The organism is Streptomyces sp. NPDC045026 (assembly GCF_056432625.1).
In genome coordinates this window covers 182,012-200,204 of sequence record NZ_JBWKIS010000003.1, presented here as the reverse complement: position 1 = coordinate 200,204, position 18,193 = coordinate 182,012, and the positions used below count along the sequence as shown (strand labels likewise).

Genomic DNA, 18,193 nt, shown 5'->3' with positions numbered 1-18,193 from the left:
CTGCAACCTGGGTACACCTGGTATACCGCAGCCAGTGAGGTCACTTCAGCGTTTTGTCGACATACCCACAGAGAGATAAGTGAAACACAAAAACTTCAACTACCCCCGAGAGAAGCACGCTTCGCACATACAGGCGCTTCCGCGCACACGACGAAGGCCCGGATCCTGAAAGATCAGGATCCGGGCCTTCGTCTTCAGTAGCGGGGACAGGATTTGAACCTGCGACCTCTGGGTTATGAGCCCAGCGAGCTACCGAGCTGCTCCACCCCGCGCCGTTGTGTTCAAACCGTACCACGGCGCGAGGGGGGTCTTCGCTCAGCTGCTCGAGCCCCCGCTGTCCTTGCTGGTGTCCGTGCTCTACTCCGCGTTCTTGTCGTTGCCGGCGCTCTGATCAGCGCTCTCGTCGCTCGACTTGTCGGCGCTCTTGTCGGCGTTCTTGCCGTCGCCCGCCGCCTTGTCGGCCGCGGACTGTGCCTTGTCGGCGCGCTTGAGGGCGTCCTCCAGCTTGTCCTGCGCGTCGGCGTAGGCGTGCAGGTCGCCCTTCTTCATGGCGGCCTGGCCCTCCTCGAAGGCCTTCTCCGCGTCCGCGAGGGCTTCCTTGACGGTCGAGTTCTCCGGTGGCTTCGTCGTGTCGCCACCGGGCTTCTCCGGCTCGGCCGGCTGCGCGCCGTCCACCCCGAACGCCTGGTTGAGCGCGTCCCCGAGGTTGTCGGCGAATCCGGTTCTGTCGCCGTAGGAGACCGCGACCTTGCGCAGCAGCGGGTACTCCGCGTTGCGCCCCTGTGCGTAGATCGGCTCGACGTAGAGGAAGCCCTTGTCGAGCGGCACCGTCAGCAGATTGCCGTACAGGACCGTCGAGTCGGCGCCCTTCATGTCACGGACGAAGTTCGCCACGGACGACAGGGAGTTGAGCTTGTTCTGCACCTGTTCCGGGCCGTACACCTTGTCCTCGGTGACCCGCAGCAGTCTTATCGTGCCGTAGTTCTTGCTGGTGGCGTCCGCGTCGACCGCCATGAACGCGCGCAGGTTGGGGCGCCCGCTCGGTGTGAACGTCGTCGTCAGCGAGAACTGCTGGTCACTCTGGCCCGGCATCTTCATGGACAGGTAGTACGGCGGGACCGCGCTGTTGTCCCTCTTCGTCGGGTCGTTCGGGACCTGCCAGGCGTCGGACGCGTTGTAGAACTGGTCGGAGTCCGTGACGTGGTACAGGGACAGCAGCTCGCGCTGCACCTTGAACATGTCCTGCGGGTACCGCAGATGGTCCTTGAGTTCCGTCGGGATCGCGCTCTTGGGCTCGACCGTGCCGGGGAACGCCTTCTTCCAGGTCTTGAGGACCGGGTCCTTGTCGTCCCACGTGTACAGCTTCACCGTGCCGTCGTAGGCGTCGACGGTGGCCTTCACCGAGTTGCGGATGTAGTTGACCTGGTTCTGCTGGGCCACCACCGCACGCTGGTTGTCGCCCTCGTTGAGGGAGTCGGCCGTCGTGTCACCGAGCGTCGTACGGGACGCGTACGGATACCCGTTCGACGTCGTGTAGGCGTCGACGACCCACTGGATCTTGCCCTTGACGATCGCCGGGTACGCGTCGCCGTCGATGGTCAGCCAGGGGGCGACCGCCTCGACGCGCTCCTTGGGCGTGCGGTTGTAAAGGATCTTCGAGCCGTCGCCGATGGCTCCCGAGTACAGGATCTGCGGCTCGCTGAAGGAGACCGCGTACGCGGCACGGTTGATCGGGTTGGAGAGGCTGACGCCGCCCTTGCCGTCGTAACTCGTGGTCTTCTGCGTGCCGTCGTCCTGCTCGTAGTCGAGCTCCTTCTGGGGCCCGCCGACGATCGAATACTGGCGGGTCTTCTCGCCGTAGTAGATCCGCTGCTGGTACGCGCCCAGGGTCCCGCCGGCCGGCAGGCCCGACTCGGTGAACAGGGGTGCGCCCGGGGAGTCCGGGTCGGTCTGCGTGCCCTTGGCCGCGACCGCTCCGAAGCCGTGCGTGTAGGTGAAGTGGTCGTTGATCCAGTTCCGCTTCTCGACGCCCGCGAGGTTGAGCTCACGCAGGCCGATGACCGTGTCCTGGCCCTTGTAGCGGTCCACATCGAGGGTCTTCGGGAACTGGTAGTACTTCCGCTCCTGCTCCAGCTGCTGGAACGTCGGCGAGACCACGTTCGGATCGTTGACCCGGTAGCTGGCCGCCGAGTCGGCGTCCGTGCGCTGCTGCTTGGCGTCCTTGACCGTGCCCTTGCCGGTGTAGTCCACCGGGGAGACCCCCGCGATGCCGTACGCCTTGCGGGTCGCCTCGATGTTCTTCTCGATGTACGGGGCTTCCTTGGACTGCTCGTTCGGCTGGACCTGGAACTTCTGGACGATGGCCGGGTACAGGCCGCCGATCAGGATCGCGGAGAGCACCATCAGGCCGAAGCCGATGACGGGCAGCTGCCAGGTGCGTCGCCACAGCGTCGCGAAGAACAGCACGGCGCAGATCGCGGCGATGCAGAACAGGATGGTCTTGGCGGGCAGATACGCGTTCGCGTCGACGTACCGCAGGCCCGTCCAGTTGTCCGTCGCCTTGAAGTCGCTGGACTTCACCGCGAGCCCGTATCGGTCGAGCCAGTACGCGACCGCCTTCAGGGCCACGAACACGCCGAGCAGCACGGAGAGATGGCCCGTGGCCGCAGCGGTGGCGCGCGCCCCCGGGCTCGTGATCCGCAGTCCGCCGTACAGGTAGTGGGTCAGCGCGGACGCGATCAGGGAGAGGATGGTCGCCGCGAAGCCGAAGCCGAGCAGGAACCGGAACCACGGCAGGTCGAACGCGTAGAAGGCCACGTCGAGGTGGAACTGGGGGTCCTTCTGGTGGAACGGCACGCCGTTCACCCACATCAGCCACGTACGCCACTGGGTGGCGGCGGAGGCGCCCGCGATGAGACCGACCAGGGCCGTGATGCCGAGCAGCAGCCACTTCTTGTACGGCGCGATGCTCATGCGGTACCGGTCGAGGCTCTGCTGCTCCATCGACATGGCGCTCAGCGGGGGCCGCAGCCGGTGCGCGAGCCAGACGTTCAGTCCGACGGCGATCGCCATCAGCAGGCCGAAGACGAAGAACAGCCCGATCTTCGTCCACAGGGTGGTCGTGAAAACGGACGAGTAGTTGACCGATCGGTACCAGAGCCAGTCGGTCCAGAACCCCGCGAACATGACGAACGCCATGCCCAGTACGGCAAGGACGCCCAGCGTCATGAGCAGGGAACGGACTCGCCGGGACGGTCGGCCCACTCTGATCCGTGGCCCCGTCGGGCCTCCGCCGCGGTCCGGCATCTGGAAAGCCAAGGTGCGCACCTCGAAAAGTTCGAAATCGATCGGTCAGGCCCCCGTGATCGCGGACCCATCACCTATGCAACTTACTCACGCTTTACTCAGTTCCCGGTTCCGGGTACTAACGAGGCAGGATTGTGACCATGTCCAACACTCCCATGGCAGCGAGCCCGCTCACCCGGGCCGTACTCGAGATCGACGAGTACGCCTCCGGCCTCGGCTGGGACCAGCCCGCCCGCCTCTTCGCCCTCGTCGACACCGCCCGTCTGCGGGCCCAGGAACCCGGCCTCGCGGCCCAGCTCGGCCTGGACGGCGAGCAGGAGACCGCGGCCTTCACCCCGATCGAGCAGGACGAGGTGCCCGCCGACAAGCCGCTCGACGAGTTCCTCGGCACCATCGCCTGGCCCGACGCGGTCGTCGGCTGCGCCCTGACAGTGGAGCGGATGATGCTGCCACCGTCCGCGGAGGCGTCCGTTCCTGAGGGGCTGGGTGAGGCGGAGCTCGCCCGGTGGGTGGCGAAGCACCCGGGCCGTCAGGAGGTCCGGATGACGGTCGCGGTGCTGCGTGACGGTGCGCGCGAGTCGGCGCTGCGACTGCGCGAGAAGGACTCCCCCACCGAGGTCCTCACCGGCTCGGACCTGGTCCCGGGCCTGGCCGAGGCCCTCGCGGCGACGTTCGCGGAGTAGCACCCCCACTGCACGAGAGGGGGCGCCGCACACAGTGCGGCGCCCCCTCTCATGAACCTCTTGTCACCCCTTGACCGTGCACTTCGGCAGGTCGGCGGTGTTGCCCGAGCGGATGTCCTTGAGGGCGTTCATCGCGTCGTCGATGGTGTTGACCTTGACGAGGGTGAGTCCGCCCGGGACGTCCTTGGCCGCCTCGGCGCAGTTGTCCTTCGGGGTCAGGAAGTAGCGCGCGCCCTTGCTGCGGGCGCCGACGGTCTTCATCTGGATGCCGCCGATCGGGCCGACCTTGCCGTCGTCGTCGATGGTGCCCGTGCCGGCCACGAACCTGCCGCCGGTGAGGTCCTCGGGCGTCAGCTTGTCCACGATGCCGAGCGCGAACATCAGTCCGGCGCTGGGTCCGCCGACGTCGGCGAGCTTGATGTCGATGGCGAACGGGAACGTGTGATCGGTCCCGGCCTGGATGCCGACGATCGCGCGACCGTCCTTGGCCTTCTCCGTGGTGACCGTGACGTTCTGCGTGCGGGTGGCCTGCTTGCCCGCCTTCTCCGCGGCGGCCGCCTCCTTGACGGGCACGATCGTGAAGGAGACCTCCTCGCCCGGCTTGTGCTTGGTGACGAGCTTCGCGACGTCGGCCGGCTTCTCGACCTTGGCGCCGTCGACGGCCTTGATCACGTCACCTGCGTGCAGCCGTCCCTCGGAGGGGCTGCCCTTGATGACGGACTGCACGATCACCCAGGACTTCACGGGGATCTTCAGCTCGTTCAGGGCGGAGACCTTGGCGCTCTCCTGGGACTGGCTGAACTCCTCGGCGTTCTCCTGCGAGGACTGCTGCTCGGTCTTGCCGTCGGGGTAGAGCGTGTCGTGCGGCACGACGATGCTGTCGTGCGCGAGCCAGCCGTAGACCGCCGAGACGAGGTTCATGTTGTAGTCGGCGCTCGTGACCCGGACCGTCGTCATGTTGAGGTGACCGGTCGTCGGGTACGTCTTGCGGCCGGAGATCTGGAGCACCGGCTCGCCGTCGTGGTCCCCGAGCGTGTTGACCGTCGGTCCCGGGGTCATCTCCGCATACGGAACTTTGATGAGCACTCCCGCGCAGAGCAGCGCGATCAGCATCAGGGTCGAGGCGAGCATCGTCGCGGTGCGGCGTGGCATGGAACGACAGTACGGGACCGGTCTGTCAGTGCACCGCTGGGGCGTCCGTCCGGGACTCGACCGCGGGCAGCGAATCCGCCTCGGGATCGAGAGGAGGGTCGAGAGGATCCGTTTCCGTACCGGTGTGCGATCGCTCCATGGCCTCGCGGAAGCGGGCGTACCCGTTGAGCTCCGACACGTCGCCGGTCCTGCGGTTCCGTGCGGCCCAACTGCCCCACAGACCGGCGCCGACCGCTGCAACAAGCGGAATGAGCAGCCACAAAAGTGCCGCCATGCCGGACCTCCGACGCCGTGAGCCACTGCAACTGACTGATCAGCAGATTAACCATCCGCTGCGTCAACGCTCGCCTCAGGGGTGCAGTTACGCAACCGGAACCCCCCGTGCGGCCGAAGCCGGTGAGCGTGGCGGGCGTTCTGGGCGGTCAGCAGGCGCCGACCCACTCCTCGGTGCCGTCGGAGAACTTCTGGTGCTTCCAGATGGGCACCTCGTGCTTGAGGTCGTCGATCAGCTTGCGGCAGGCCTCGAAGGCCTCTCCCCGGTGCGGGCAGGAAACGGCGACGACGACCGCGATGTCGCCGACCGCCAGATCGCCCACTCGGTGCACGGCCGCGAGGGCACGCACCGGGAACTGGGCGACGACCTTCTCGGCGACGGTCCGCATCTCGTCCTCGGCGGAGGGGTGGCACGAGTACCCGAGCCCGTCGACGTCGGCTCCGCCGTCGTGATTGCGCACCGTCCCCACGAACAGCGCCGTGCCGCCCGCCGCGTCCTCCCCGACGGCCCGGAACACCTCGTCCACGGACAAGGGCGTGTCTCGGATCGCGAGGAGCCGGATGGGATCCTGCGCCGACTGCTCTCCGGGGTGGTCGTTCGTGGTGCGTGCCATGAGGTCATCGTGCCGTACGCGGCCACCGGCACGGAATAGAGCTTTCCACCGGCACGCGCGCGTGGTGGCTTGGAGCCTCCTACAGGGCGGGCCGGTCCGCGTGTCGGTCGGGGCGGGCTGTCAGATCCTGCGCCTGGCCTTGCGGGCCCGGCGCACCACCGCGGCCGCGCCGAGCAGAGCGACGGTGGCTCCGGCCGCTCCGGCCGCTGTCGCGTCCTTGCGTCCGAGACGGCGGCCCGCGACGGTGTGCCGCCCCGAGACCTCTTCGAGGAGTTCGGCGAGGACCTCCTCGTTGGTCCACTGGGGGCGCCAGCCGGCGTCGTGCAGCCGGCTCACGCTGACCACCCAGGGGTACATCGTGTACGCGAGGTCACCGGCGGGGGACGGCGTGAGCCCGATCCGGTGAAGCCTTGCCGCGGCGCCCAGGGCGACCGCGGAAGGCAGCTCCATGCGGCGGATCCCGCTGAGCTCCTCGACCTCCTCCTGCTCCAGCCAGCCGTCGCAGCCGACGGCGAGTTCCCCTTCGACCTTCTCCAGGACGGCGTACTCGAGGGCGCTGCACAGGTCCTCGACGTGGCAGAACTGCCAGGCGGGCCGGGACCCTGCCACGACGAGGAGCCGCGGAGACTCGAAGTACCTGGTCAGGGCGGTGTCGGTGCCGCCGACGAGGGTGGCGGGCCGGACCACTGTCACGTTGAGTCCGGGGTGGGCGCGCGGCGCGCGGCGGGCGAGTCGCTCGACCTCCAGGAGGTCGCCGACGCCGGTGGCCTCCGCGGTCGCACGCAGTTCGGCATCTTCGGAAAGGGGCAGTTCGTTGTCCTCGAGCGCTCCGTAGACCATCGCCGAGGTGCACAGGACGACACGGTGGACTCCGGCGGCGGCCGCGGCGGTGAGCACCGTCTGGGTGCCGCGCACGTTGTACGCGGTACGGGCGGCGGGGTCGGTCTCCAGGTCGAGGTCGAGCGCGAGGTGTACGACGACGTCCGCTCCGCGCAGCTTCTCGGCGATCGCCGGGTCGCGCACGTCCAGGATGTGCCAGGTCGCGGACGCGCACTCACCGCGCCGCTCGTCGATGGCCAGGACCTGCTTGATCTCGCCGGACGCAGCGAGGCGCTCGGTGAGGAGCGCGCCGACGCCGGAGGCGGCACCGGTGACCGCGACGACGGGGCCGCGCCCCACGGAACTGGTCGAAGGGTTTCGCGCTGCGCGAACCTGTGGATCTGGGGAACTCACCGGGCGTCTCCAGCGGTTGTATTCAGTACGTACGTGTATGACGTGTACGTCCAGGAGACATCCATCCTGCCGCAGGCCGTGAGTCGGCGGAGCACCGAGGCCCTATCGCGTCACGGTGTCTACGCTGGGTGTGTAGTCGGGCAAACGCCGCCGGGACAGAACCGGTGGCCTTACCAGCCGAGGAACCCCGTGAGTGACACCCCATTCGGATTCGGCCTTCCGCCGGAGGAGCCGGACGACGGCGACGAGGGCAAGAAGAAGGATCAGCAGGGCGGTGGCGGTCAGGGACCTGCCAACCCCTTCGGTTTCGGAGGACTGCCCGGCGCGGGCGGCGGGGACAACCCGTTCGCCGCGATGTTCGGTTCCCTGAACCCCAATGACCTGGGAGCCGCCTTCCAGCAGCTCGGCCAGATGCTCTCGTACGAGGGCGGCCCGGTGAACTGGGAGATGGCCAAGGACATCGCCCGTCAGACGGTCTCCCAGGGCACCGCCGACGGCACCAAGGACGCGAGCGTCGGCCCCGCCGAGCGCTCGCAGGTCGAGGAGGCCGTGCGCCTTGCCGACCTGTGGCTCGACGACGCGACGTCGCTGCCGTCGGGCGCCGGGTCCGCGGTGGCGTGGAGCCGCGCCGAGTGGGTCGAGGCGACCCTCCCGGTGTGGAAGGAGCTCGTCGACCCGGTCGCCGAGCGCGTCGGCCTGGCCATGGGCGACGTCCTTCCCGAGGAGATGCAGGCCATGGCCGGCCCGCTCATCGGGATGATGCGCTCCATGGGCGGCGCCATGTTCGGCTCGCAGATCGGGCAGGCCGTGGGCGTCCTCGCGGGCGAGGTCGTCGGCTCGACGGACATCGGTCTGCCGCTCGGCCCGGCCGGCAAGGCGGCGCTCCTGCCGGTGAACATCGAGGCGTTCGGCAAGGACCTCGGCATCCCCAAGGAGGAGGTCCGGCTCTACCTGGCGCTGCGCGAGGCCGCCCACCAGCGGCTCTTCTCGCACGTGCCGTGGCTGCGCTCGCACCTGTTCGGCGCGGTCGAGGGGTACGCGCGCGGCATCAAGGTCGACACGGCGAAGCTGGAGGACGCGGTAGGCCAGCTCGACCCGCAGAACCCGGAGCAGCTGCAGGAGGCGCTTCAGCAGGGCATGTTCCAGCCGGAGGACACTCCGGAGCAGAAGGCCGCCCTGGCCCGCCTGGAGACCGCTCTCGCGCTCGTCGAGGGCTGGGTCGACGCCGTCGTCCACGCGGCCGCGAAGCCGCGCCTGTCGTCGGCCGACGCGCTCCGCGAGACGCTGCGCCGCCGCCGGGCGACCGGTGGCCCTGCCGAGCAGACCTTCGCCACGCTGATCGGCCTGGAGCTGCGCCCGCGCCGCCTGCGCGACGCCTCGCGGCTGTGGGCCTCGCTGACGGACGCACGCGGTGTGGACGGGCGCGACGGCCTGTGGGCGCACCCGGACATGCTGCCGACGGCCTCGGACCTCGACGACCCGGACGGCTTCGTCCACCGCGAACAGCTGGACTTCTCCGAGATCGACAAGATGCTCGGCGAGGCCGCGAGCGGACGCCTGGACAAGCCGAACCTCTCCAAGGAGGACAGCCCGAAGAGCGACGGTCCTACGGACGGCTCCCAGGACGGCCCCAAGAACAGGTCCGACAGCTCCGACGACTCCAGGGACGACGAGGGCAAGTGACGCTGCACGACGACGCGGTCCTCGTACTGAAGGCCTACGAGGGCCAGCCCGAGCTGCGGCAGGCGTACCTGGACCACCTCTCCGCCCATCCCGAGGACGGCATGTGGAAGGCCTGCACGGACGGTCATCTGACCGCGAGCGCGCTGGTCATCGACCCACCACGCGGGCGGGTGCTGCTCACGCTGCACAAGAAGCTCCAGATGTGGCTGCAGATGGGCGGACACTGCGAGCCGGGTGACCCGACGCTCGCGGACGCCGCGCTGCGGGAGGCGACCGAGGAGTCCGGCATCCCGGGCCTGACACTCCTGCCGGGCGGCCCGGTGCGGCTCGACCTGCATCCGATCCCGGGACCGTGCACACGGCATCTCGACACGCAGTACGCGGCTCTCGCTCCCGCCGACGCGGTGGCCGCCATCAGCGACGAGTCGCTCGACCTGCGCTGGTTCCCGTATGACGAGGTCGCGGACCAGGCGGACGACTCCGTCGTCCGCCTGGTGGAGGCGACGCGCGCCCGACTGTGAGCGGGCATGTGTAAGGGGCGGCCACCGCGGTGGCCGCCCCTTACACATGCCCCATGACACATGGTCACTCAGGACACATGGTCACCCTTTGGGTCAGCTCCAGACGTTGCCCTGGTTCTGCCCGCGGGCGCCCTGCTGGCCCATTCCGTACTGGGCGCCGAGGCCCTGGCCGATCACCGCGTTCTGCGGGGGCAGCAGCTCGCTGGGCTGCACGAGGGCGTAGCCCTGGCCCATGAAGCTGAGCTCCCAGCCCTCACCCGTGTTGCCGCGGCGCCGCCACACTCCGGAGGAGTGCGTCTGGGCCTGCATCTGCACGCGCAGGCCGTTGGACCAGGCGACGATCGCGTCCGCGTCGGCGTTCACGTACCGGTCCGGGGTGACCTGGAGCATGAGCGGCTGCCCCGACGTCATCAGGGCGACCTTGCCGCGCCCGGTGATGTTGAGCTGGTACTTGCCGGAGCCGGAGATGCCGTACTGGCTGTCGACGGCGACGACCTGGTAGCTGAGCGAGGAGTCGAGCGCGAGGACGTAGCTGCTGTCCACGGTCAGACCGTCCTGCTCGACCTCCACCACGTGGATGAACTGGGCGAGGTTGGCGAGGTAGACGGTGCCCTGCCCATGGCAGCGCATCAGGTCGAGGCCCTCACCGGTGTTGGCGCGGGCGCGCCGCTGACCGGAGGTCTGGATCTCGCCGTCGAACTCGACAAGGCCCTGGTAGGCGACCATGGCGCCCTTGCGGGCGAGGATGTCGTCGTGGCCTTCCAGGGTGACCCGCAGCAGCTGCGGGTTCTGGACGGCGTAGCGCTCCTGGGTCTGCTGCTCGGAGTGCGCGAAAAGCGGGCTCTGCATGGTGTTCCGTTCCCCCTCAGCCCCGGACTCGGAGGCGGTCGGTGCTGTCCTCACTGGGCTGTACGACGACGATGCCTTCCCCGGAGAAGCCCATCTGGTAGGCCTCACCGCTGCCGCGCCCGATGAGCGATCCGGCCTTGAAGCTGCGCTTGCCCTTCACCTTGAGGTTCGGGGACCAGGCGATCAGCGCGTCGGGGTCGACGTACGTCTCGTCCTCGCCGCGGCCGCAGTCGACGACGATGGGGGTACCCCGGGACGTGAGGGCGACATAGCCCTGCCCGGAGATCTTGATGTTCCACAGGCCCTGTCCGGCGAACTTGGCGAGGCCCTTGACGCGCTCGACGCCCCACTGGAGGTGCGCGTCGAAAGCGAGCAGGTTCGTGCCGTTCACCGAGATCGAGTCGCCACCGAGGTTGATGACGACGATCTCGGCGCCGTAGTCGGCGAGATAGAGGATGCCGTCGCCGGTGGCCTTCATCAGTGGCGCGCCCTCGCCGGTCATCCAGTCGCGGGCGATCTGGCGGACAGCGGGCGGGTTGGGCTCGTACTGGACGAACCCTTCGTAGGCAACCATCGAGCCCACGCGCGCGAGAAGGTCGTTGCCGGTCTGCATGGCGACCTTGAGCATGTTGGCGCCGTGGTTCTCCATGCGGGCGGCTACCGGGGTCGGGGCGTAGCCCGCGAGCGGCTGGTTCATGACGGGCTCCCTCAGACCTCGAACGGCTGGACGACGATGAAGTTCCCTGGCGCACCCCGGAACTGGAGGTTCACGCTCTCCCCGCTGTGACCCGGGTAGGCGTTGTAGCGCATGCGCACCTGGCTGGACACGATCGCCTGCGCGGCGGCCGACCAGGCGACGACCGCGTTGCAGTCGGCGAACGTCGTCGGCGTCACGGGCAGCACGACGGGCGTGCCGTGCGTCTTGACGACGACCGTGCCCGTGCCCTGGAACTGCATGACGAACAGGGCGCCGCCGGGAATGCCGTGCCCCTCGATCCGCCGCACCTCGTGCTGGAGGCTCTCGTCGAACGCCAGAACGTTCTCCGCGGATACGCAGATCGCGTCGCCCTGGAGCTCGATGGGGTGCAGGTGCGTGGCCTCCTCCGCGAGGAAGACCTGGCCGCGGCCGGTGCAGCGCATCAGCTGCATCTCCTGGCCGGTCGCGTTGCCCACGATCCGGCCGGCGAAGCCCGCGCCCTTGTAGCCGAACTCGACCTTGCCCTGGTAGAGCACCATGCTGCCCTGACGGGCGAGCACCGGCTGGTCGCCGCCTGCGCCGAGGTCGACGCGGATCAGCTTCTTGTTCTGCAGGGTCCACCGCTGACCGGTGGGCGCCTCGCGGAACGCCGAAAGCGCCGCGGCCACACCGGCAGCGCCTCCGCCCTGCGGCGCACCCTGAGGCGCCCCGTACGGCGACGGAGCAGTCTGCTGGCCCGGGAACTGCCCGGGCGGCTGCTGTCCGTATCCGGGAGGCGGCGTCGGCTGCCCGTAGCCCGGAGGCGGGGTCGGCGCGTGGGGCTGCTGTCCGTAGCCGGGAGGTGCGGTCGGCTGCCCGTAGCCGGGGGGCGGGGGCGCGGTCTGACCGGGCACCTGTCCGATGGGCGGCGCGTGCGGAGAGGGCGCGGCCGGCGGCTGCATGGTGCCGGGCGGCGTGGCCAGCGGCGCGACGATCGTCGGCGCCGCGTGCACCGACGGCGGGGCCGGAGCGGGCGCGGGCGGCGGCGTGGCTCCCTGCGGCGGCGCGAAGCCCTGCTGGGCGGGCTGCGGGGCGGGCGCCGGCGCTGCGGGCGCGGGCGCGCCGAACGCGGGTGGCGCCGTGGCCTGCGCGGGCGGCGCGAACGACGGGGCACCGGCCTGCGGCGGCGCGGCGACGGGCTCCTCCTCGGCGACCTCACCGCCGAAGTTCTTCAGCAGCGCGTCGAGTCCGCCGTCGAACCCTTGCCCGACGGCCGCGAACCGCCAGACGTCCTTCAGGTAGAAGTCGCCCAGCATCACGGCACGTTCGGTCGAGAACTCCGTGCCGTTGAACGAATAGCGGGCCACCTCCTCGCCACCCGCGACGATCCGTACGTATCCGGGGGCGATCTGCGACATCTGCCCGGCGCCGTCGATCGTCGCGGTGAACGACAACTTCTGGATGTTCGCCGGGATCCGGTCGAGGGTGATGCGGAACGACTCGCTGTCGCCGGCCTGCGCGCCGAGAAGCTGAATCGACTCCTCGGGCGATTTCGGCTGATTGAAGAAGATGAAATACCGGTCGTCCGAGAGCCGTTCGTCGGCGTCAAGACCGAAGCAGCTGATGTCGAAGGTCAGCCCGGGACCCGTGATCTGCACGCCTACGTACAGATCGGTGCCCGCGGTGAGGTCACTGATCCTGGCCTTGTGGCCGCGTTGGAATTCCCTGGCCATGCGTAACGACCGTCCCCCATCCCGAAGGTGAATACGTCGCGTCAGGCTAACCGCAATCACTGACAGCGGCGGCAGCCGGTACAGCCCTGGTACACAACGGGCACGTGGCGGGCGGAATCGGCGTAGGGCGACGGACGGTCAGCCCTGGACCATGGAAGGTCATTGAGACTGACTTCTTGGACCGCCACTCCTGCACCTGGGCCGTCACTCCTGGGCAGTCACTCTTCGCGAGCGGCAGGCAGGTGCGGCAGCCGGTCGGCCGCGACGACACCCTCGAGATAGCCCCGCGCCCGCTCCGTGCGCGGATACGACTCCAGCAGGCGCCAGAACCGCGGCCCGTGACCCGGCACCAGCAGATGCGCCAACTCGTGTACGAGTACGTAGTCGACGACGTACTCCGGCATGCCCTGCAGCCGGTGCGACAGGCGGATGCTGCCCTCGGACGGCGTGCACGACCCCCAGCGGGTGTTCTGATTCGTCACCCAGCGCACGGACGTGGGGCGGGCCCGGCCCTCGAAGCACTGCTCGGACAGCCGCTCAGCCCGCTCGGCGAGCTCCGCGTCCCCCAGGACCCGTTTACTCTCCTGCGCGGCCAGCTTGTCGAGCATGACGTTGACCCAGCGCTTCTCCTCGGCGTCCGACATGCGGGCCGGGATGAGGACGACGGTCCGGTCACCCTCGCGATACGCGGAGACCGTTCGGCGCCGCCGGGCGCTTCGGCGGACCTCTACCGCGCTCGACCTCGGGCCGCTCGGCGGCGGGCTGGTCGTGCTGCGCTGCGTGTTCGTGGCACGGTGCAGTGGGTCGGCGGGCACGCCCCGACGTTACCCGCTGCACATGGGGGAAGTCCCGCCTCCGGGAGTCTTCGGTGCGGCCCCGCGCCCCTCCCGCGCGATTTATACGACTAACGCCCACCCCCTGTGGATAACTTTTCACACGGATTCTCCCCGCCGTGCATCCTGGCAATCGACCGACAAGCCACCCGGGAATTCCGGACCGCGATCACGTCACCGACGCCACCGACGCCACGACGTCACCGACCTCTCCAACCTGACCACCGCCATCGCGATCGCGATCACCATCACCAGAGCGAGAGCACAGGCACATCACGGGGGAACAGATGGGCACTTCACCGCCGACAGCCATGCATCCGATCCTGAAACCGGCACTGCGACGCGGCTGGCGCGACCTCAATACCGTCCAGTTCGGTGTAGCACCCGCCCACGCCGTCGTACTCGGCCCGGTCGACACCGCGACCGGCACCTTCCTCACCCTCCTCGACGGAACCCGCGGCGTGGAGCTGCTGCGCGACGAAGGCCGCCGGATGGGACTGCCCGACGGCCATGTCGACGCCTTGCTCCATCGGCTGACTAGGGCCGGACTGCTCGACGACGCCACCGGCGGCGGCCCTGCCTTCGACGCACTACGCAAGCGCCGAGGTGTCCTCGACCGACTCCGCCCCGACCTGGCGGCCCTCACCGTCCAATCCCCCGAACCCGCCGCGGGCGCACGGAAGTTGGCGGCCCGCCGCGCCATGCGCGTCCAGGTCCGGGGAACCGGGCGGGTCGGCACGGTCATCGCCTCAGTCCTGTCCGCCGCCGGCATCGGCCACGTCGACGTACGCGACGGAGGCTGCGTCGAACCATGGGATGTCGCCCCGGGCGGGCTCCCCGTCGAATCCGTCGGAGAACGCCGCGACGCGGCCGCGCACCGAGCTGTACGCAAGGCGGCACCCGACCGCCCGCCCCGCCCCGACCGCCGCTCCGGCCCACCCCGATCCGCGGCCCAGACCCAACCCCAATCCTCGTCGGAGAACCAAGCCCTGCCCTCAGCCGAGGAACCAGCCCTCTCCCTCGCGATCATTGCTCCGCGTGACGGCCTGTCCGCCCACACCCCCGACCCACTCGCCGCCGAAGAACTCATCGCCGCGGGCACGCCCCACTTCTACGCCGGAGTGGTCGAGGCCACCGGAGTCGTGGGCCCCCTGGTACTGCCCGGCGGCACCGCCTGTGCCGGCTGCCTGTCTCTGGACCGCACGGACCGCGATCCCACCTGGCCCCGGCTGCTCGCCCAATGGCGCTCCGGACGTCAACAGCAGGTACCGGCATGCGACCTGGCACTCGCCACGGCCGTCGCCGGACTCACGGCAGCACACGCACTTGCCTTCCTCGACGGCGAACTGCCCTCCAGCACCGGCGCTCGCTGGGAGACCTCGGCTCCCGGACTCGACTGGCACGCCCGCCCGGTATGGGCGCATCCGGACTGCTCGTGCGGAGCAGGTCAGAGAAGTAAGGGGGAGCAGACCTCCGAGGGCGGAGAGCAGCACGACACAATGGCCGGGTAACCGCCGCGGGCGGCACGGCAGGCTGGGACTTGGAGGGGCGTATGTCTGATCTTCCCCGGAAGGCGGTAACCCGGACCGCCAAACTGGCCGCGCTGCCACTCGGCTTCGCCGGGCGCGCGACCTGGGGCCTCGGCAAACGCATCGGCGGTAAGTCGGCCGAGATCGTGGGGCGGGAACTGCAACAGCGCACGGCTGACCAGCTCTTCAAGGTGCTCGGCGAGCTCAAGGGCGGAGCCATGAAGTTCGGGCAGGCCATGTCCGTCTTCGAATCCGCCCTCCCCGAAGAGGTCGCGGGCCCCTACCGCGCCGCGCTGACCAAACTGCAGGAAGCCGCGCCACCGATGCCCACCAGGACGGTCCACGCCATCCTCGCGGAACGGCTCGGCGACGAATGGCGAGAGGACTTCCTGGAGTTCGAGGACAAGCCGGCGGCAGCCGCCTCAATAGGGCAGGTCCACCGCGCCATCTGGCACGACGGCCGCGAGGTCGCCGTCAAGGTGCAGTACCCGGGAGCCGGCGAGGCCCTGCTCTCCGACCTGAACCAGCTGGGCCGCTTCGCCCGCCTCCTCGGCCCCCTGATCCCCGGCATGGACATCAAGCCACTCATCACGGAACTGCGCGACAGGGTGTCCGAGGAGCTCGACTACGGGCTGGAGGCGCAAGCCCAGCGGGCCTGCGCCGAGGAGTTCGCAGACGATCCCGATGTACACGTACCCGACGTGGTGCACCAGTGCGACCAGGTCCTCATCACCGAATGGATAGACGGAACACCGCTCTCCGAGGTGATCACCGACGGCACCGACGAACAGCGGGACCGGGCGGGACAGCTCCTTGCCCGCTTCCTGTTCTCGGGCCCGGCCCGCACCAGCCTGCTCCACGCCGATCCGCACCCGGGAAACTTCCGGCTGCTGCCCGACGGGAAAGACGGCTGGCGACTGGGAGTCCTCGACTTCGGCACAGTGGACAGGCTCCCCGGCGGCCTCCCCGAAACCATCGGCACATCACTACGCATGACCCTGGCGGGCAATGCGGAAGCGGTCTACGAACTGCTGCGCACAGAGGGCTTCGTCAAGGAGACGATCGACCTCGAACCTGACGCGGTGCTCGATTACCTGCTGCCGATCATCGAGCCGGCCCTGGTGGACGAGTTCACGTTCACGCGCGGCTGGATGCGCAGTCAGGCCGCACGCATCGCGGACCTGCGCTCCCCCGCCCACCAGCTCGGCAAGCAACTGAACCTGCCGCCCTCCTACCTCCTGATACATCGCGTGACCCTCAGCACCATCGGAGTCCTGTGCCAACTCGGCGCGACGGTACGGCTACGGGACGAACTGGAGAGGTGGCTACCGGGATTCCTGGCGGGGGACGAAGAGCCGGTGGACGAAACCGCCGGCGTCACAGCTCACGGCACGGCCGGCGGCGCAAGTGACGACGCGGCCGACGGCACGGTCGAGGGCGGCGCAGCCGACGCCACAGTCAAAGAGACAACGGCGGGAGCAGCGGCGAGCGCGGAGACAACCGAGGTCCCCTCGACTGCTGAGGCATGATCAAAATTGGGGCGGGGCGGGGTGGGAGGGGCGGGGGGGGGAGGGAAGCCCCCCAAGGAAAGTCCCGCCGAAGCTCACCACCACTCCGAATCAAGCCGCCCCTCAATAGCCCTCAGGTTCTCTCGGGCGCAGCGTTCGCAGTAGTGCCGGCCGGTCCCGTTCTCCACTGAGTAGGTCCAGGTCGGCGGGGCGCCCTGGGCAGTGGTGCCGCAGAGGGCGCACACGATGCTGCCGGGTGCGCCGGGTTCGGGGCACTGCGCTGAGTCGCCGTCGGGAAGTGACGTCACGTGGTGACGATATCTCCGTCTTCCGAGCGTGCGGGGCAACGCACCGCGGGGGCCGGTCCGTTGTGGATCGGCCCCCGCGGGGTGGGTCACTGCATGACCGCCATGGCGAGCGCGCGGCGGGCGCGCAGCGATGCGCGCTCGGCGCGGCGCTGCATCCGGCGGGCCGTTGCCAGGCGCAGTGCGCGGCGTTCGGCCTCGGCGGAGCGCAGCCGCTCGTGCATATGCGCACGAGCCAGCGCTTCTGGGATGAGTTGCATCTCTCGGGTCCTGTTCTGGCGCGAGTCGTTCGCGTCGGTGGTGGTGAAGTCTGGGGTCGCAGAGCCGGTGGGCTCGCTGGTGGACGGCTTCATCGGGGCCTGCTTCTGGGGGTCGTGCGTCAGGGGGCGGTCGATCGTTCCTCGCGCGTTCATGCCGCGACCGGGTTCTTGCGCGGACGGCCACGCGGCCGCTTCCGGGCTACGACGACGCCCTGGACGAACAGCTCGCCGCCCCAGACGCCCCAGGGCTCACGCCGCTCCTTGGCGCCGGCGAGGCAGGCCTCGACGAGCGGGCAGGTGCGGCAGAGGGACTTGGCGTACTCGACGTCCGCCGGCGACTCCGCGAAGAAGACCTCGGGGTCGTAGGCGCGGCAGGGGACGGGTACGCCGAGGTTCTCGATGGCGTCGTCGAGCGCGGTGAGCGTAGTCAGGGGGTTCAAGGTGGGGTCCTCCGTGAGACCGGGCGGGGGGAGAGTGTCTGAAGGCGGTACTGACGGGGCGTGCGCTTCGAGTTGCACGGTGTTGTTTCCTCGTCTGGTCGTTCCGGCCTGTGGGCCGGGTGGCGGTGGTACCGGGTCTTTTCTTGTCCCGAGGCCCCTTCGTTCTGTTGTCCCGTGCGGGCAAAACAGAAGGGCCGCGGATCCCGGGTGGGGTTCCGCGGCCCTGAAGGCGCCGGCCTGATCGAAGATCAGGCTGGATCACTCCAGGGTTCGAGCCCACGGAAGGCCCACATCGTGTGGTGGTGCGTCGTCTGCTTCCGGGATCCGGCACCGGCCGCCGCAGCGGCATAGGCCTGGGCCTGTGCCGTTGCTACTGCTTCCGGTGCCTTGGTCGGTCGCTCATTGCCCTCGCGGACGGGAAGGCCGGCGAGAGACAGGAAGGACTCCGGACGGGCGGCGGGAATGCCGGACGCACCGGTGCCCAGGTTCGAGAAACCGAGCAGGCAGGAAGCGACGACCGAGCGATCGGTCATTTTGGCGGTGCTGATGAAGCTGGCGTTGATGCTGATCACTGGAATTCGCCTCCTCTCGGCGT

18 protein-coding genes and 1 tRNA gene are annotated in these 18,193 nt (G+C 69.3%); 5 read left to right on the top strand and 14 right to left on the bottom strand.

The features are described from left to right. Window positions 1–198: 198 nt before the first annotated feature. Together AC07EJ_RS08280 and AC07EJ_RS08275 are read right to left on the bottom strand one after the other, a co-directional pair. Window positions 199–272: transfer RNA gene (locus tag AC07EJ_RS08280), tRNA-Met, on the bottom strand. Window positions 273–357: 85 nt separating this feature from the next. Beyond that, window positions 358–3,306: a UPF0182 family membrane protein gene (locus tag AC07EJ_RS08275; protein ID WP_393582482.1), complete on the bottom strand. Its 2,949-nt coding sequence runs from the start codon at window positions 3,304–3,306 to the stop codon at window positions 358–360. Window positions 3,307–3,446: 140 nt separating this feature from the next. Here AC07EJ_RS08275 and AC07EJ_RS08270 point away from each other — a divergent pair, with 140 nt between their 5' ends. Continuing rightward, complete coding sequence (locus AC07EJ_RS08270) at window positions 3,447–3,989, top strand: PPA1309 family protein (RefSeq protein WP_362903847.1); 543 nt, start codon at window positions 3,447–3,449, stop codon at window positions 3,987–3,989. A 63-nt stretch (window positions 3,990–4,052) separates the two neighbouring features. On the opposite strand, the gene AC07EJ_RS08265 is transcribed toward AC07EJ_RS08270, so the two are convergent. From AC07EJ_RS08265 to AC07EJ_RS08250, 4 genes are all read right to left on the bottom strand, one after another. Next, window positions 4,053–5,141: a YlbL family protein gene (locus AC07EJ_RS08265; RefSeq protein ID WP_389478600.1), complete on the bottom strand. Its 1,089-nt coding sequence runs from the start codon at window positions 5,139–5,141 to the stop codon at window positions 4,053–4,055. Between the two features lie 25 nt (window positions 5,142–5,166). Then, window positions 5,167–5,415 (bottom strand): hypothetical protein, encoded by a 249-nt coding sequence (locus AC07EJ_RS08260; protein WP_389478666.1) that lies wholly within the window; start codon window positions 5,413–5,415, stop codon window positions 5,167–5,169. 148 nt (window positions 5,416–5,563) lie between these two features. Beyond that, window positions 5,564–6,028 carry a molybdenum cofactor biosynthesis protein MoaE gene (locus AC07EJ_RS08255; protein WP_389478598.1) on the bottom strand — a complete coding sequence of 155 codons (465 nt, stop codon included), beginning with the start codon at window positions 6,026–6,028 and terminating at the stop codon, window positions 5,564–5,566. Window positions 6,029–6,148: 120 nt separating this feature from the next. Continuing rightward, window positions 6,149–7,261 carry an SDR family oxidoreductase gene (locus tag AC07EJ_RS08250; protein ID WP_389478597.1) on the bottom strand — a complete coding sequence of 371 codons (1,113 nt, stop codon included), beginning with the start codon at window positions 7,259–7,261 and terminating at the stop codon, window positions 6,149–6,151. Between the two features lie 189 nt (window positions 7,262–7,450). On the opposite strand from AC07EJ_RS08250, the gene AC07EJ_RS08245 reads away from it, so the two are divergent. Both AC07EJ_RS08245 and AC07EJ_RS08240 read left to right on the top strand, forming a co-directional pair. Then, a complete protein-coding gene (locus AC07EJ_RS08245; RefSeq protein ID WP_478883968.1) occupies window positions 7,451–8,944 on the top strand; it encodes a zinc-dependent metalloprotease in 1,494 nt (497 codons plus the stop codon). Continuing rightward, complete coding sequence (locus AC07EJ_RS08240; protein ID WP_389478595.1) at window positions 8,941–9,465, top strand: NUDIX hydrolase; 525 nt, start codon at window positions 8,941–8,943, stop codon at window positions 9,463–9,465. The genes AC07EJ_RS08245 and AC07EJ_RS08240 overlap by 4 nt, the downstream gene beginning before the upstream one ends. Before the next feature lie 93 nt (window positions 9,466–9,558). On the opposite strand, the gene AC07EJ_RS08235 is transcribed toward AC07EJ_RS08240, so the two are convergent. The 4 genes from AC07EJ_RS08235 to AC07EJ_RS08220 form a co-directional block, all read right to left on the bottom strand. Next, window positions 9,559–10,314 carry an AIM24 family protein gene (locus AC07EJ_RS08235; protein ID WP_389478594.1) on the bottom strand — a complete coding sequence of 252 codons (756 nt, stop codon included), beginning with the start codon at window positions 10,312–10,314 and terminating at the stop codon, window positions 9,559–9,561. A 16-nt stretch (window positions 10,315–10,330) separates the two neighbouring features. Then, the gene (locus AC07EJ_RS08230; protein ID WP_100596677.1) at window positions 10,331–11,011 is read right to left on the bottom strand and encodes an AIM24 family protein; all 681 of its coding nucleotides are present in this window, start codon (window positions 11,009–11,011) and stop codon (window positions 10,331–10,333) included. Window positions 11,012–11,022: 11 nt separating this feature from the next. Beyond that, on the bottom strand, window positions 11,023–12,723 hold the full coding sequence (locus AC07EJ_RS08225) for a TerD family protein (protein WP_478883967.1): 1,701 nt from the start codon (window positions 12,721–12,723) through the stop codon (window positions 11,023–11,025). Between the two features lie 218 nt (window positions 12,724–12,941). Then, the gene (locus AC07EJ_RS08220) at window positions 12,942–13,538 is read right to left on the bottom strand and encodes a M48 metallopeptidase family protein (protein ID WP_389478592.1); all 597 of its coding nucleotides are present in this window, start codon (window positions 13,536–13,538) and stop codon (window positions 12,942–12,944) included. Window positions 13,539–13,867: 329 nt separating this feature from the next. On the opposite strand from AC07EJ_RS08220, the gene AC07EJ_RS08215 reads away from it, so the two are divergent. Both AC07EJ_RS08215 and AC07EJ_RS08210 read left to right on the top strand, forming a co-directional pair. Beyond that, complete coding sequence (locus AC07EJ_RS08215) at window positions 13,868–15,067, top strand: ThiF family adenylyltransferase (protein ID WP_478883966.1); 1,200 nt, start codon at window positions 13,868–13,870, stop codon at window positions 15,065–15,067. 41 nt (window positions 15,068–15,108) lie between these two features. Continuing rightward, entirely contained in the window at window positions 15,109–16,614 is a 1,506-nt protein-coding gene (locus AC07EJ_RS08210; protein ID WP_393584582.1) for an ABC1 kinase family protein, read from the top strand. Window positions 16,615–16,688: 74 nt separating this feature from the next. Here AC07EJ_RS08210 and AC07EJ_RS08205 read toward each other — a convergent pair whose 3' ends face one another. The 4 genes from AC07EJ_RS08205 to AC07EJ_RS08190 all read right to left on the bottom strand — a co-directional run bounded on the left by AC07EJ_RS08205 (window position 16,689) and on the right by AC07EJ_RS08190 (window position 18,170). Then, window positions 16,689–16,901, bottom strand: a complete 213-nt coding sequence (locus tag AC07EJ_RS08205) for a hypothetical protein (protein ID WP_389478589.1) — start codon at window positions 16,899–16,901, stop codon at window positions 16,689–16,691. An 86-nt stretch (window positions 16,902–16,987) separates the two neighbouring features. Beyond that, window positions 16,988–17,311, bottom strand: a complete 324-nt coding sequence (locus tag AC07EJ_RS08200) for a hypothetical protein (RefSeq protein ID WP_326774205.1) — start codon at window positions 17,309–17,311, stop codon at window positions 16,988–16,990. Further along, a complete protein-coding gene (locus AC07EJ_RS08195) occupies window positions 17,308–17,676 on the bottom strand; it encodes a WhiB family transcriptional regulator (protein WP_116510238.1) in 369 nt (122 codons plus the stop codon). The genes AC07EJ_RS08200 and AC07EJ_RS08195 overlap by 4 nt, the downstream gene beginning before the upstream one ends. A 170-nt stretch (window positions 17,677–17,846) precedes the next feature. Next, window positions 17,847–18,170 carry a hypothetical protein gene (locus tag AC07EJ_RS08190; RefSeq protein ID WP_389478588.1) on the bottom strand — a complete coding sequence of 108 codons (324 nt, stop codon included), beginning with the start codon at window positions 18,168–18,170 and terminating at the stop codon, window positions 17,847–17,849. Window positions 18,171–18,193 lie beyond the last annotated feature (23 nt).

Coding starts and splice junctions, on each gene's coding strand:
- AC07EJ_RS08275 (WP_393582482.1), bottom strand. CDS start 3,306: ATGCCGGACCGCGGCGGAGGCCCGACGGGGCCACGGATCAGAGTGGGC.
- AC07EJ_RS08270 (WP_362903847.1), top strand. CDS start 3,447: ATGTCCAACACTCCCATGGCAGCGAGCCCGCTCACCCGGGCCGTACTC.
- AC07EJ_RS08265 (WP_389478600.1), bottom strand. CDS start 5,141: ATGCCACGCCGCACCGCGACGATGCTCGCCTCGACCCTGATGCTGATC.
- AC07EJ_RS08260 (WP_389478666.1), bottom strand. CDS start 5,415: ATGGCGGCACTTTTGTGGCTGCTCATTCCGCTTGTTGCAGCGGTCGGC.
- AC07EJ_RS08255 (WP_389478598.1), bottom strand. CDS start 6,028: ATGGCACGCACCACGAACGACCACCCCGGAGAGCAGTCGGCGCAGGAT.
- AC07EJ_RS08235 (WP_389478594.1), bottom strand. CDS start 10,314: ATGCAGAGCCCGCTTTTCGCGCACTCCGAGCAGCAGACCCAGGAGCGC.
- AC07EJ_RS08230 (WP_100596677.1), bottom strand. CDS start 11,011: ATGAACCAGCCGCTCGCGGGCTACGCCCCGACCCCGGTAGCCGCCCGC.
- AC07EJ_RS08225 (WP_478883967.1), bottom strand. CDS start 12,723: ATGGCCAGGGAATTCCAACGCGGCCACAAGGCCAGGATCAGTGACCTC.
- AC07EJ_RS08215 (WP_478883966.1), top strand. CDS start 13,868: ATGCATCCGATCCTGAAACCGGCACTGCGACGCGGCTGGCGCGACCTC.
- AC07EJ_RS08210 (WP_393584582.1), top strand. CDS start 15,109: ATGTCTGATCTTCCCCGGAAGGCGGTAACCCGGACCGCCAAACTGGCC.
- AC07EJ_RS08200 (WP_326774205.1), bottom strand. CDS start 17,311: ATGAACGCGCGAGGAACGATCGACCGCCCCCTGACGCACGACCCCCAG.